The sequence below is a fragment of the Patulibacter sp. genome (genome assembly GCF_030655195.1).
Lineage (GTDB): Bacteria > Actinomycetota > Thermoleophilia > Solirubrobacterales > Solirubrobacteraceae > Patulibacter.
Genome location: NZ_JAURWA010000063.1, coordinates 1 through 12,717 on the forward strand (window position 1 = coordinate 1; position 12,717 = coordinate 12,717).

Annotated in this window: 12 protein-coding genes; 7 read left to right on the plus strand and 5 right to left on the minus strand. The window is 77.1% G+C overall.

Annotated features, from left to right (window positions below):
• The first annotated feature begins 55 nt into the window (after nt 1-55).
• Both Q7T67_RS06785 and Q7T67_RS06790 read left to right on the plus strand, forming a co-directional pair.
• A complete protein-coding gene (locus tag Q7T67_RS06785) occupies nt 56-1,234 on the plus strand; it encodes a glycosyltransferase (RefSeq protein ID WP_304787329.1) in 1,179 nt (392 codons plus the stop codon).
• Nucleotides 1,235-1,304: 70 nt separating this feature from the next.
• Nucleotides 1,305-2,234, plus strand: coding sequence for a glycosyltransferase family 1 protein (locus Q7T67_RS06790; protein ID WP_304787330.1), 930 nt, complete (start codon nt 1,305-1,307; stop codon nt 2,232-2,234).
• A gap of 94 nt (nt 2,235-2,328) precedes the next feature.
• Here the strand turns inward: Q7T67_RS06790 and Q7T67_RS06795 are convergent, their stop codons facing one another.
• Nucleotides 2,329-3,888: an MFS transporter gene (locus tag Q7T67_RS06795; RefSeq protein WP_304787332.1), complete on the minus strand. Its 1,560-nt coding sequence runs from the start codon at nt 3,886-3,888 to the stop codon at nt 2,329-2,331.
• 78 nt (nt 3,889-3,966) lie between these two features.
• Between Q7T67_RS06795 and Q7T67_RS06800 the strand changes: the two genes are divergently transcribed.
• From Q7T67_RS06800 to Q7T67_RS06810, 3 genes are all read left to right on the plus strand, one after another.
• Nucleotides 3,967-5,019, plus strand: coding sequence for an Lrp/AsnC family transcriptional regulator (locus Q7T67_RS06800; protein WP_304787334.1), 1,053 nt, complete (start codon nt 3,967-3,969; stop codon nt 5,017-5,019).
• A 98-nt stretch (nt 5,020-5,117) separates the two neighbouring features.
• Nucleotides 5,118-5,798: an acetoacetate decarboxylase family protein gene (locus Q7T67_RS06805; protein WP_304787336.1), complete on the plus strand. Its 681-nt coding sequence runs from the start codon at nt 5,118-5,120 to the stop codon at nt 5,796-5,798.
• Nucleotides 5,799-5,850: 52 nt separating this feature from the next.
• Entirely contained in the window at nt 5,851-6,366 is a 516-nt protein-coding gene (locus tag Q7T67_RS06810) for a GNAT family N-acetyltransferase (protein ID WP_304787338.1), read from the plus strand.
• A gap of 164 nt (nt 6,367-6,530) precedes the next feature.
• Here Q7T67_RS06810 and Q7T67_RS06815 read toward each other — a convergent pair whose 3' ends face one another.
• Nucleotides 6,531-7,436: an oxygenase MpaB family protein gene (locus tag Q7T67_RS06815; RefSeq protein WP_304787340.1), complete on the minus strand. Its 906-nt coding sequence runs from the start codon at nt 7,434-7,436 to the stop codon at nt 6,531-6,533.
• The gene (locus tag Q7T67_RS06820; RefSeq protein WP_304787342.1) at nt 7,433-9,133 is read right to left on the minus strand and encodes an NAD(P)/FAD-dependent oxidoreductase; all 1,701 of its coding nucleotides are present in this window, start codon (nt 9,131-9,133) and stop codon (nt 7,433-7,435) included. Before Q7T67_RS06820 ends, Q7T67_RS06815 begins: the two co-directional genes overlap by 4 nt.
• A gap of 147 nt (nt 9,134-9,280) precedes the next feature.
• Here Q7T67_RS06820 and Q7T67_RS06825 point away from each other — a divergent pair, with 147 nt between their 5' ends.
• Nucleotides 9,281-9,916, plus strand: coding sequence for a TetR/AcrR family transcriptional regulator (locus Q7T67_RS06825; RefSeq protein WP_304787345.1), 636 nt, complete (start codon nt 9,281-9,283; stop codon nt 9,914-9,916).
• 26 nt (nt 9,917-9,942) lie between these two features.
• On the opposite strand, the gene Q7T67_RS06830 is transcribed toward Q7T67_RS06825, so the two are convergent.
• Together Q7T67_RS06830 and Q7T67_RS06835 are read right to left on the minus strand one after the other, a co-directional pair.
• Nucleotides 9,943-11,121 (minus strand): hypothetical protein, encoded by a 1,179-nt coding sequence (locus tag Q7T67_RS06830; protein WP_304787348.1) that lies wholly within the window; start codon nt 11,119-11,121, stop codon nt 9,943-9,945.
• Between the two features lie 50 nt (nt 11,122-11,171).
• Nucleotides 11,172-12,071 carry a 5'-3' exonuclease H3TH domain-containing protein gene (locus Q7T67_RS06835; RefSeq protein ID WP_304787350.1) on the minus strand — a complete coding sequence of 300 codons (900 nt, stop codon included), beginning with the start codon at nt 12,069-12,071 and terminating at the stop codon, nt 11,172-11,174.
• A gap of 180 nt (nt 12,072-12,251) precedes the next feature.
• Between Q7T67_RS06835 and Q7T67_RS06840 the strand changes: the two genes are divergently transcribed.
• On the plus strand, nt 12,252-12,710 hold the full coding sequence (locus tag Q7T67_RS06840; RefSeq protein WP_304787352.1) for a DUF4442 domain-containing protein: 459 nt from the start codon (nt 12,252-12,254) through the stop codon (nt 12,708-12,710).
• Nucleotides 12,711-12,717 lie beyond the last annotated feature (7 nt).

Here is a 12,717-nt window from a genome sequence, read left to right on the forward strand (position 1 = left end):
CCGTCGGGGCGCCACCGCGCACGGCCCCCGCGCGGGCGGGCTAGCCTTCCCTGCGATGCCGTCGCTTCTGGTGGTGCACGCGGTGGACCAGCCCGGCGGCGCCGAGCTGGCCCTGCTGCGCGCCGCTCCGCTGCTGATCGACCGCGGCTGGCGGATCACGATGACCGGCCCCGGCGGCCGACGGCCCGCCGCCGCGCCCGACGACGTGCTCTGGCGCCAGCAGGCGGTCGGCGGCCTCGGCCGGGGCCGCGGGGCCGCCGCCCTCCTGGCCTACGGGGCGTTCCGTGCGCTCGCCGCCCAGCACGACGTCGCGTACCTCAACGGCACCGTCCCCGGGCGCCTGCTGCCCGCCCTCGGCACCGGGCAGGTCGCCGGCGTCGCGGCCCGCGGACTGCGGCTGCGCGGCCACGTCGACGCCTCGATCGCCGCGCCGCCGGACGTCCGCACCGTCCTGCACGTCCACGACATGGTCGCCCGCGTGCCGCGCTTCTGGTCCGCGGCCGACGCCCTGCTGGCCGACTCCTCCGCGTGCGCCGCCCCGGTCGCCGCCGCGCTCGGCCGCGAGGTCGCGGTCACGGGCTGCCCGGTCGACCTCGACCCCGCCCCCGTGACGCCGCCGTGGGCGCCCGACGGCCGCCCGGTGGTCGCCTTCGTCGGCCGGGTCGAGCCGCGCAAGGGCCCGCTGGACCTGATCACCGCCGCGGAGGCGGTGCGCGTCGTCGTGCCCGACGCCCGCGTGGTCGTCGTCGGCGACGACACCTACGACGCCGACCCGCGCTACGCCCGCGCCGTCGATCGTCGGGCCGACGCCGCCCGCGTGGAGCGCTGGCCGTGGCAGGCGGGCGGCCCCGGGCTGCTGCGGCACGTCGACGTGCTCGTGGTGCCGTCGGACCGCGAGCCGTTCGGGACGATCGCCGCCGAGGCGCTCGCCGTCGGCGTCCCCGTCGTCGCCGGTGCCGTCGACGGGCTCGTCGAGGTCGTCAAGGACGGCGTGACCGGCCGCCTGGTCCCGCCGCACGACCCGCTCGCCCTGGCCCACGGGATCATCTGGGCGCTCCAGAACGGCCCGCTCCTGCGCGAGGACTGTCTCGAGGCCGCCCGCCGCTGGTCCCTGAGGGCCGTCACCGACCGCATCGAGGCGGCGCTGACCGGCGCCGCCGCCCCCTCCCTCCCCGACGCCGGAGGCAGCGACGACCAGGTCCGCCACGGCGCCGTGGAGGACGGCGGCGCGTGAGGACCCCGCTCGACGCGTGCGGTGGTCCCGGCGCCGGGACCCCCGGCGCCGCGGACGCGGGCTGCGGCTCGTGAAGGTCCTGCTCGACGTGCGCGGTGCCGGCGACGTCCGCGGCATCGGGCGCTACGTCCGCTGCCTGCTCGACGGCCTGCGGGCGACGGCCGCGCCGGGCGACGAGGTCGTCGAGGTCCAGGGCGGCCGTGGGCGCTCCGACGCCGACGTCTTCCACAGCCCCTGGCTGGACGGCGCGCTGCTGCGCGCCGGCCGCCCCCAGGTGGTGACGCTGCACGACGTCGTCCCGCTCAAGCGCCGGCGCGAGTACCTGCGCACCGGCGTGCGGTTCCGCCTGCGCTACCTCGCCGTCCAGCGCGCCGACGTCGTGCTGGTGCCCACGCGGGCCGTCGCGGACGACGTCGCCGAGCATCTCGACGTCCCGGAGGAGCGGCTGCGGGTGGTCCACGAGGCCGCCGCCCCGCACCTGGGCCCGGCGAGCTCCGCGGCCGTGGCCGAGCTGCGCGCCCGGCTCGAGCTGCCCGAGCGGTTCCTGCTGTGGGTCGGCGGGATGCGCCACCCGGATCCCCGCAAGCGCCTGCCCGAGCTCGCCGCGGCCCCACGGGACCTGCCGCTCGTCCTGGTCGGCCCGACCGGCCCGTGGGCGCACGACCTGCCCGGGGTCCGGCTGACCGGCGAGGTCTCCGACGCCGACCTCTGCGCGATCTACGGGGCCGCCCACGCCCTGGTGCTGCCGTCGGACGACGAGGGCTTCGGCCTGACCCCGGTCGAGGCGCTGACGTGCGGCTGCCCCGTCGCCTGCTCCGACGTCCCGGCCCTCCGCGAGGTCCTGGGCGACCGGGCCGCGTTCGCCCCGCACGACGACGTCGCCGGTCTGGTCCGTCTCGCCGAGTCCCTCCGGCACCCCGCCCCGGCCGCCCCGCCGTGGACGTGGGAGGACGCCGGCCGGGCCACGTGGGACGTCTACCGGGAGCTGGCCGCGGGCTGAGGGCGGTCCGGGAGGCGCCCGCCGGCGTCGGGGCCCCGTGCCGACCGACGCGCGGAGCGCCCCGGTCCAGACCCCGCCGCCGCGGGTCAGGGCCTCACGCCGTCGCCCGTGCCGGGCCCGACTCCGTCGCCGGTGCGGGACGACGCTCGCGCAGCAGCGTCGCGACCCCGGCCGCCCCGAGGAGGCCGACCACGCCGGCCACGAGCATCACGGTCCCCAGGCCCGAGCCCACGGCCTGGTGGATGGCGTCGTCCAGCGCCTGACGGCTGCCGGCCGGCGCGGCGCCCAGGACCGCCTGGGCGCCCCCGCCGGTCACCGCGTCGGCGGCGCGCTCGCCGCCGGGGGCGCCGGTCAGGAGGTCGCCGATCCGGGCGCTGAAGACGCTGCCCAGCACGGCGATGCCGATCGCCAGGCCCAGCTGGCGGCCCGTGTTGATCGCCCCCGCGGCCATCCCGCCGCGCTCCTGGGGCACCGCGGCCATCCCGGTCGAGACGAGCATCGGGCTCATCAGGCCGACCCCCAGGCCGATCGCCGCCATCCCGGGGAGCACGGCCGGCCAGCCCGAGCCGCCGTCGAGCCCGCTCATGAGCAGGTCCCCCACGCCGATGAGGGCGAGACCCGCCGCGATGACCCAGCGCGGCGAGAGGCGGTGGAGGTGCCGGCCGATCGAGCCGGCGACGACGAACGCCAGGCCGCTGAGCGGGAGCGTCACGAGGCCGGCGGAGATCGCGCCCAGACCGAGCACGGTCTGCAGCCAGATCGAGACGCCGACGAGCGACCCGAACGCCGACAGGGAGAGCACCACCGCGGCCAGGAGGATCCCCAGGAACGAGGGGCGGCGGAGCAGGCGGAGGTCGAACATCGGCTCGGCCGTGCGCAGCTCGATCGCCACGAACGCGGCCAGGGCGACCGCCGCGAGGGCCAGGACGCCGAGCGTCGCCGCGGAGGTCCAGCCCTCGTCGGTGACGCGGACCAGCGCGAAGGTCAGGGCGGCCGCGGCGACCGTGAACGCCGCACCCCCCGCCCAGTCGATCCGCGGGCGGTGGTCCAGGCGCGACTCGGCGAGCTCGCGACGGGCGAGCCAGATCGTCGCCAGCCCGATCGGGATGTTGACGAAGAAGACCCAGCGCCAGGAGATGCCCTGGGTCAGCAGCCCGCCGACGATCGGGCCGGCGGCCGCGGCCGCGCCGGACGTCGCGCCCCACACCCCGAAGGCCACGCCGCGGTCGCGGCCGGAGTAGGCGGTGTTCAGCAGCACGAGGGTGGTCGCGAACATCGCCGCGGCACCGACGCCCTGCACGGCCCGGGCGGCGATCAGCGTGCCCTCGCCGGGTGCCAGCCCGCAGGCGAGCGACGCGACGACGAAGGCGCCGAGCCCGACGAGGTAGGTGCGTCGGCGCCCGACGATGTCGGCGACGGACCCGACCAGCAGGAGCAGCGCGGCGAGGGCCAGCGCGTAGACGTCGACGACCCACTGCAGGCCCGCGAAGGACGCGCCGAGGTCGATGGCCATGTCGGGGAGGGCGACGTTCACGATCGTGACGTCGACGAGGAGCATGAAGGTGCCGAGGCACACGGCGAGCAGCGGGAGCCAGTGGCCCGGCGCGCGCTCGGCGGGTGCGCCGGCCTCGGGGGTGGTGGAAGGAGCGGACATGCGGGTATCGTCGCCAGGACCTCCCGATCTGCCGAGCACGGGCCCCGATCTCGACGGATCCCGCCAACGGACACGGACATGACCGCGGAAACTCTCACCATCGACCGTGTCGACCGGCGGCTGATCCACGCCCTGCTCCTCGACGGGCGCGCGTCGTTCCGCACCCTCGCGGAGGCCGTCGGCTCGTCGGAGCAGACCGTCGCCCGGCGCTACCGGCGCATGCGCGAGGCCGGGGTGATCCGCGTCGTCGTCGTCCCCGACCCGCGCCGCTACCCCGAGAGCCTGTTCCTGAGGATCCGCATCCAGCCCGGCGCCGCCGTCGCCGTCGCGCGCGCCATGGCGGCCCGGCCCGACACCTCGTGGGTCACCGTCTCGTCGGGCGGGTCCGAGGTCACCTGTGCGATGCGGACCGCGTCGTCGGAGGACCGCGACGCGCTGCTGCTGCAGGGCCTGCCGCGCGCGAGCCAGGTGACGGACGTGGCGACCGCGACGCTCCTGCACGTCTTCGACGACGACGAGGCGGCCGAGTGGCACGCCCTCCCGGACGGTCTGACGCCGGAGGACCGACGCCTGCTGGGTGGCGGCACGTCCCGCAACGGCGCCGCGTCACGGCGCCGCGACGGCCGCACGGGCGTCGCCACGGTCGCGCCCGTCGGCCCCGAGGACGACGACCTGCTGGCCGCCCTCTTCCGCGACGGGCGGGCGAGCTGGGCCGCGGTGGCCGCCCGGACCGGCCGGTCCGAGGCCCAGGTCGCCCGGCGGGTCGACGCGCTGCTGGCCGCCGGCGCGGTCTTCGTCGACACCGAGCTCGCGCCGAAGCCCCTGGGCTTCCGGGCCTGGGCGATGCTCTGGATCTCCGCCGCCCCCGCCGCCCTCGAACGCGTCGGTCGCGAGCTGTCGCTGCACCCCGAGACGGCGTTCGTCGCCGCCACCACCGGGGCGACGAACCTCGTCGCCTCGGTGCTCTGCCGCGACACGGACGACCTCTACCGCTACATGACCCGGCGGGTCGGCCCGATCGAGGGTGTGCGCGACCTCGAGGTCGTGCCCGCCATGCGCGTGGTCAAGCAGCAGGGCTCGCTCATGGACGGCGACCGGCTGCCCGACCCGCTGGCGGCGGACGCGGCGTAGGGCGGGCGGGACGGCCGTCGGGCGTGGCACGCGGGTCGGGGCCACCCACCCGTCCGTCCTGGCTGGCCAGCCAGCCGAGGACCGGGTACCCTGCGCGCATGAGCACCGCCGCGCCCGCAGACGCCGTCGCGACCCGCGTGTCCTACCCGCCCGAGCCGTGGCAGCTCGGCGGCAGCATGCTCATGACGATGTGGCGGCTGCCGACCGCCGACGTGCGCCGCGAGGCCGGCCGGTACGTGCCCGAGGGCGTGAAGCTCGTCACCGCCGGACGCCACGCCCTGCTCTTCACCGCGTTCGTCCGCTACACGCCCGGCAGCGTCCTCTCCTACGACGAGCTGCTCGTCGCCGCGGTCGGCCGGCGCGGCGCCTCGCCGGTCGCGGTCATCCCCCACATCTGGGTCGACAGCCCCGCGTCGGTCGCCGGCGGTCGCGAGCTCTGGGGCATCCCGAAGGGCCTGGCCGACTTCGAGCAGTCCTGGGAGAACCCGCTCGTGGCCCGCGCGAGCGTCGACGGTCGCGAGCTGGCGTCGGTCCGCGCCGCCCAGGGCGTCCGCCTGCCGGGCTGGCACCGCCTGCCGATGCCGACGGCGCAGCGCCTCGACGGCCACGACGCCTACGCCCAGGTCCAGTCGCTGGGCCGCCTGCACCTCGGGTCGGCCGCGTGGTCGTTCCCGGACGACTCGCCGCTGGCGTTCATCAACCGCGGACGCCCCCTCGTGACGAGCGTCCTGCGGCAGATGACGATCCGCTTCGGGCCGTCGACGCGCCGACCGTCGTAGCTCCCACGACCGGAGCGGCCGGACCGCCTCCGCCGCCCGGTAGGCTGCGGCGATGGGTGATGGCTCCCTGACCTCGCGGGCGCTCGACGACGCTGACGTCGCCGCCGTCGCCCGGGTGGTCCGGACGGTCGCGGACGAAGGCCGGTGGATCGCCACCGCGCCGGGCACCCCCGTCGAGGAGCTCGAGGCGCGCTACGCCCGGCTCGTCGCCGACCCGGCCGCCCACGTGGTCGTCGTGCTCGACGGCGACGCGGCCGTGGGCGTCGGGACGATCGCGCCGCCCGCGCCGCGGTGGCCGGCGGTGCTCGGGATGTCGATCGCCGCGACCCACCGCGGACGGGGCGGGGGCCGCCTGCTGCTCGGCGACCTGCTGTCGCGTGCCACCGCGGATCCCGGGATCCACAAGGTCGCGCTCGAGGCGTGGACGGACAACGCCGCCGCCATCGGCCTCTACGCGGCGCACGGCTTCGTCGTCGAGGGGATCCTGCGCGACCACTGGCTCGACGCCACGACGGGCGCCCCGCGCTCGTCGATCTGCATGGGCTGGTGGCCGGCGCGGGGCGACTGAGACCCCGCGGGCGCGCGGCCCGGAGGCTGCGCACGCGGGCCGCCGCACCGGAGGGGTCTCGCAGCGCCGTCGACGCGCCCACTCTCCGCCTCGGGACCGCACGCCGCCGCAAAACCGCACGCCGCCTCGGAACCGCACGCCCTCGTAGAACCGCCCGCGCCGCCTCAGAACCGCACGCCCTCGCGCCGGTCCGCCGCCAGCGCGCGCGGCTGCCGGCGCAGCGCGTGGGGCACCGCCGGCCACGTCGCGCGGACCGCGGTGCGCAGGGCGCCGAGGGCCGCCTCGTCGACGAACGACCGCCGGACGCCGAGCGTCTCGCGCGCCCGCCGCGGCAGGGTGACGCGGCCCAGCCACGGGCCCAGGCGCACCGCCGCCGGCCGCAGGCCCGTCCAGACGATCCCCGGAATCTCGGGGATCGGGGGCGGCTGGTGCGGGACGCGACGGACGCCGAAGAGCGCGACCGGCGTCGCCTCCAGCACGTGGTCCAGCATCTCGTCCCAGTAGCTCCGGAACGCCGCGTAGTCGCGCGGGACCGGGCGGAGGCTCACGCCGTAGCGGGCGTACCAGGTGATCGACTCGCGATAGAGCCGCTCCTCCGCGTCGTCGGACAGCGCCGTCCCGAGCAGCCGCTGCGTCGCGAGCTGGCCCTCGAAGAACGTGGCGTGGGCCCAGTAGAACGCCTCGGGGTCCAGCGCGCGGTAGCCGCGGCCCTCCAGGTCGGTGCCCTTGATGCCCTTGTGGAGGTCGCGGACGTGCGGGCCGGTCCCGCGCTCGACGTGGTCGTAGACGACGCCGAGGATCGGCGGCCCCGACCGCCGGATCCGATCCATCGGGTTGGCGAAGAAGTCGGAGTGGTCGACCAGCGTCTGCGAGATGACCGGGTGCATGTTCTGCAGCACGCCGGCCCGCTCGGCGAGGAGGAAGCCGCGCAGGTCGCCGAAGTACCGCCAGGTCAGCGACCGCGGACCGAGCGGCAGCCCGAGCCGGGCGACCTCGTCGCGGGTCATGCCGCGACCGGCGGTCGAGGCGGTCCGGGCGGGCGGTGCGGTCCTGATCGGGGTGGTGCTCATCGTGCCTCCCGGGTCCCGGGAGTGCCGGGGCCGGCGGCCCGACGGGTGACGGAGCCCGACGCCGGCGCGTCCGGGCCGCCCGCCGCGCCGGTGCCGGCCGCCGTGCCGCCCGTCCCCACCGCCGCGACGCCCGCGTCGGGCGACTCCCCCGGCCGCGACCAGAACGCGTACTCGCTCGTGCGCACGCGGCGGACCCGGGCGGCGTACTCGCGCATGAAGCCCGGCCAGTTGGTGCTCACGCGGCCGCCCTCCGTGCGGTACCAGGAGTCGCAGCGCGTCCAGATCGACCCGTGCAGCCGTTCCTGGACCCGTGCGTCGGAGACCGCCATCACCGTCGGCTCGACGTCCATCGCATCGGCGCCGGCGGCGTCCAGCCGGGCGAGCGCGTCGACGAGGTAGCCCGCCTGCGCCTCGATCATCTCCACCACCGACCCGACGCCGAGGTTCGTGTTGGGCCCGTAGAGCAGGAACATGTTCGGGAAGCTGGCGACGGTGATCCCGTGGTGCGCGCGCGGCGCGTCGCCCCAGACGTCGGCCAGGTCGCGCCCGCCCCGTCCGCGGATCCGCATCGGCGCGACGAACCGGGTGCGGAAGCCCGTCCCCCAGACCAGGACGTCGGCGGGCCGCTGCCGGCCGTCGGCGGTGACGATCCCGCGCTCGGTGACGTGGTCGATCTCGTCCGTGACCAGCTCCACGTCGTCGCGCCCGAGCGCCGGCAGGTACGCGCTCGAGAACAGCATCCGCTTGCAGCCCAGGGGGTAGTCCGGCCGCGTCCTCGCCCGCAGCTCCGGGTCCGGGACCTGCAGGCGCATGAACGCCCGCGAGGCGGCCTCGAGGGCGGCGCGGGCCGGCGGCGCCACCGTGAAGCCGGCGATCAGCCCCTCGAGGAGCAGCCGGCCGCCCTCGCGACGGACCGTCTGCACGCCCGGGACCCGCTCGACGACCTCGCGGACCACCCTCGGGTAGGGCGTGTTGGAGCGCGGGAGCAGGTACGGCGCGGAGCGCTGGTAGACGTCGACGTGGGCCGCCGCCTCGGCGACCGGGGGGACGAACTGCACGGCGCTGGCACCCGTGCCGACCACCGCGACCCGTCGACCCGCGAGGTCGACGTCGTGGTCCCACTCCGCCGAATGGAAGACCGGCCCCCCGAAGCGCTCCGCCCCGGGGACGTCGGGGACCGCCGGGCGGGTCAGCTGCCCGCACGCGGGGACGAGGACGTCGGCGACGAACTCCCGGCCGTCCGCGGCGCGCAGCGTCCACTCGCAGGTCTGCTCGTCCCAGGTCGCGTCGACGATCTCGGTGTCCAGGTGCACGTCGTCGAGCACGCCGTGGTCGTGGGCGACGCGCCGCAGGTACGCGTGGACCTCGGACTGCGGCGAGCACGGTCGCGACCAGTCGCGGCGCTGGGCGAAGGAGAACGAGTAGACGTAGGAGGGCACGTCGCACGCGGCGCCGGGGTAGGTGTTGCGCGCCCAGACGCCGCCGACGTCGTCGCCCCGCTCGAACAGCGCGATCCGGTCGTGGCCGGCGCGCCGCAGCGCGACCGCTGCGCCGATGCCGCTGAAGCCCGTGCCGACGATCGCCACCCGCCGCGTCCGCCGGGGCGTCGTGCCGGCGCCGCGGGCTCCGGAGACGGCGGCGAGGCCCGGGACGCCGGGCAGGGCCGGGAGCCTGGGCAGGGCCGGGAGGCCTGGCACGGTCGGGAGCCTGGGCAGGGCGGGGACGCCGGGCACGGTGGGGAGACGGATCATCGGCGCGGGAGGTCGGCGGAGGGCGTCATCCCCGAGAACGCTAAGACGAGCATCCGCTCACGTTCAACTCGCGTTCTGCGAGGATCACCCGCGATGGCCGAGAACCCCCGCAGACAGCCGCAGCAGGAGCGCTCGCGTCAGACGGTCGAGCGGATCATCACGGCCGCCGCTCGCGTCCTGGAGCGGGAGGGCGACCGCGCGGCGACCACCAACCGCATCGCCGCCGAGGCCGGGGTGAGCCCCGGCAGCCTCTACCAGTACTTCGCCGACCGGGACGACCTGCTGCTCGCCGTGACCGAGCGGGTCGTGACGGAGTTCGAGGCGCGCGTCGTGCCGGCGCTGCGGGCCGCTGCCCGCGAGGACGTCGTCACGGGGATCGTCACGGTGGTCGGCGCCACCCTCGACGCGATGGAGGAGCGCGCGCCGCTCCTGCGCGCGCTCACCGCGCGGGTCCCGGGCGACCGGCAGGAGGAGCTCCTGCGGGCGCTGCGCGCCCGGGTCACCGACTTCGTCTACGCCTCGACGGCGCGGAACCGCCCCGAGCTCTCGCCCGTCGAGCTCGAGCGCGTCACCTGGATGCTCGTCGAACTGGCCCAGACCCTGCCGCTGCGCTACGTGCTGGACCGCCCGCCGATCCCGCGCGACGAGTTCGTCCGCGACGCCGTCCGACTCCTCGCGACCCACGCGATCGAGGCGGGGCCCCGGGCGGACGACGGGGCGCAGGCGTGAGTCCGGGGCGGGGCCGGGGCCCCGCCCTACGGCAGCGTCAGGTTCTCGAACGCCAGCGAGCGGTTCGCGCTGCGCCGGACGAAGGTGAAGTCGAACTCGCCGTGCGCCCGCGCGATCGCCCGGACGTCGAGCCGCACCGTCCGGCGGCGCGCCGGATCGCGGACCGCCAGGACGTAGCGGGTGCCGACGCCGGAGACGAGCTCGCGCCCGCCCTCCAGGTCGCGGCGGAAGGCCTCGTACGTGGCCCGGGCGAACCGGCAGCCGGTCGGGCGGCTCACGAGCATCCGGTAGGTGCCCGAGCGCGTCGGGCCGCAGTCGACCGGTCGACCGGTGCGCAGGCCGCGGGGGACGTCCGCCGCGGACCGGGCCGCCACGCCCGCCCCGTCGCGGGCGGGCGCCACCGACGCCTCCCGGGTCTGCGCGGCCGCTGTGCCCCCCGGGGCGTCAACACCTGCCGTCCGGCCCGTCGTCGCTCCGGTCGCGAGGTCGATCGTGCGCGTCCCGGCACCGTGGGTCCACGAGGCGACGGTGCCGGTCAGGCGCAGCGACCGGGGGACGATCTCGGCACCGCCGCTGTCCAGGATCGTGCGCCGGCCGTCGGGGGCGAACGAGGCCACGCCGACCGTCGCACCGGTCGGCAGGTCCGACGCGTCGGACCGGGACTCGCCGGCGAAGATCGCCACGAGGCGACCGGAGGCGTCCAGCGCGGTGGCGGCGACGGGCGGCAGGGCGGTCTCGACCTCGCGCTCCGAGTCGGACTCCCAGAACGTGTATCCCCGGCCCGTCGCCACGTCGACGACCCGGCGCGTGGCCCCGCCGTCGCCCATCAGCGTCCCGTAGCCGGAGCGGACCACGAGCCAGGTGCCCGCCGAGTGACCGAGGCTGAACCGCGTCGAGCCGACGGCCGACCCGGCCAGGACCTCGCGGACGGCGTCGCCGAGGGACCGGACCCGGCTCCCGGGGGTCGTGCAGCCGTAGTACTCGTGCCCGAAGACGCCGTCCCCGCGGTCCGTCCGGGAGCGGTCGGCGACGCGGACCCGCACGACCCGGACGCGCGGATTGCCGGGCACGAGGTCCCGGCCGTGCAGCGCGCTGCAGCGCTTCGGCGCCTTCGCCGCGGACGCCGGGACGGCCGCCGCGAGCGGTCCGACGACGGAGACGACGGCCAGGAGGAGGACCGTCCGTGGTTGCCCGAGCAGGTGCATCCGCAGAAGGTACACCGCGAGTGAACGACGTTCGCCCACTCCGCCGGGGCTCAGCCCTCCCGCAGGTCCTTCGCCAGCCGCCCCATGCCCAGCGCCTCGACCGCGTCGGCGCCCGCCGCCCGGTCCGTGCGACCGTCGGCGACCGCCTCCACGTCGGCCTCGTGCAGCAGGGCGACCGCCCGGTCGCGGCGGGCGTCGGCGGCGTGCTCGCGCAGCGCGCCGGCCAGGCGCGGGGTCAGACCGTCGCCGTGGACGGGGTCGCCGCCGGGCTCGCCGTCGGGCCCCTCGGCGCCGGCGGCCCGCAGCACGCCCTCCAGGTCGCCGTGCTTCTCGAGCAGGCGCGCCGCGGTCTTCGCGCCGATGCCCGGGACGCCGGGGATGCCGTCGGACTGGTCGCCGCGCAGCGCGATCAGGTCGGTGACCTGGTCGGGGCGGACGGCCAGCTGGTCGCGCACCCCGTCGACGTCGATCGTGACCAGGCCGGGACCGCGGCCGGCGGGGCGGCGGACCACGGTGCGCTCGTCGACGCAGGCCATCAGGTCCCGGTCGGCGGTGACGATGACGGACGACCCGCCGTGGCTGGAGCGGCGCTTCGAGAGCGTGCCGATCACGTCGTCGGCCTCGAGGTCGCCGCCGTCGCGGACCGCCCAGCCGAACGCCGCACAGAGGTCCTGCGCCTGGTCCCAGCGGTGGCGCAGCGCGTCGGGCATCGGGTCGCGGTGCGCGTGGTAGGCGGGCAGGAGCTCGACCCGGTGGGTCGCCTCCTCCGAGCCGAACGCGCAGCAGACCGCGGCGGGGTCGTGCTCCTCGATCTCCGCGAGGATCGTGCGGACGGTGCCCAGGAGCGCCCCGATGGGCTCGCCGTCGGCCCCCTTGATGCTCGACGGCAGCGCGAAGTGCGCGCGGTAGAGCAGCCACGGGACGTCGAGCAGGAGGAGGGGCGCGGACACCCCGCCAACCTACGTCACACGCGACGGGCGACCGGCGTGGCACGGAGCGCGGCCGACCGTCCGGCCCCGCTCCGCGGCCGGTCCGCCGCCGCGACACGGCCGCCCGCCACGGCCCCGGACCGTCCCCGGTGTTCACCGCCGCTTCCCACGACGCGGGGCTCCCGGGCCGAGACTCCGTCCATGGACCACACCGATCGCGCCGCCGCGCTCCTCGAGGCGGTGCCCGTCCACCGCACGTTCGGTCTGCGGGTGCTCGAGGCCGCCGACGGCCGGGGCCGCGTCGACCTCGACGTCGCCGGACCCGTCACGAACGTCATCGGCTCGCTGCACTCGAGCGGGCTGATCACCCTGGTGGACGCGGCGGGCCTCGCGGCGATCATCGGGGCGGCGGAGGCCCCCGAGGAGCTCGACGGGCTGCTGCCGCTCGGCGTCGTCGCCGAGCTCGCGTTCCTCGCCCCCGCCCGCGGGACGCTCGTGGCGACGGCCGTCCTCGAGGGCGACGACCTGGCCTCCGCCCGCGCGTTCCTCGACGGCCGCGAGTCCCGCGGGGCGCTCTCCACCACCGCCGAGGTGCGCGACGTCGACGACGCGGTCGTCAGCCGGGGCCGCTTCGACTGGAAGCTGCGGCGACGCCCCTGACGGACCC

Coding starts and splice junctions, on each gene's coding strand:
- Q7T67_RS06830 (WP_304787348.1), bottom strand. CDS start 11,121: ATGCACCTGCTCGGGCAACCACGGACGGTCCTCCTCCTGGCCGTCGTC.
- Q7T67_RS06815 (WP_304787340.1), bottom strand. CDS start 7,436: ATGAGCACCACCCCGATCAGGACCGCACCGCCCGCCCGGACCGCCTCG.
- Q7T67_RS06840 (WP_304787352.1), top strand. CDS start 12,252: ATGGACCACACCGATCGCGCCGCCGCGCTCCTCGAGGCGGTGCCCGTC.
- Q7T67_RS06810 (WP_304787338.1), top strand. CDS start 5,851: ATGGGTGATGGCTCCCTGACCTCGCGGGCGCTCGACGACGCTGACGTC.
- Q7T67_RS06800 (WP_304787334.1), top strand. CDS start 3,967: ATGACCGCGGAAACTCTCACCATCGACCGTGTCGACCGGCGGCTGATC.
- Q7T67_RS06805 (WP_304787336.1), top strand. CDS start 5,118: ATGAGCACCGCCGCGCCCGCAGACGCCGTCGCGACCCGCGTGTCCTAC.
- Q7T67_RS06825 (WP_304787345.1), top strand. CDS start 9,281: ATGGCCGAGAACCCCCGCAGACAGCCGCAGCAGGAGCGCTCGCGTCAG.
- Q7T67_RS06785 (WP_304787329.1), top strand. CDS start 56: ATGCCGTCGCTTCTGGTGGTGCACGCGGTGGACCAGCCCGGCGGCGCC.
- Q7T67_RS06795 (WP_304787332.1), bottom strand. CDS start 3,888: ATGTCCGCTCCTTCCACCACCCCCGAGGCCGGCGCACCCGCCGAGCGC.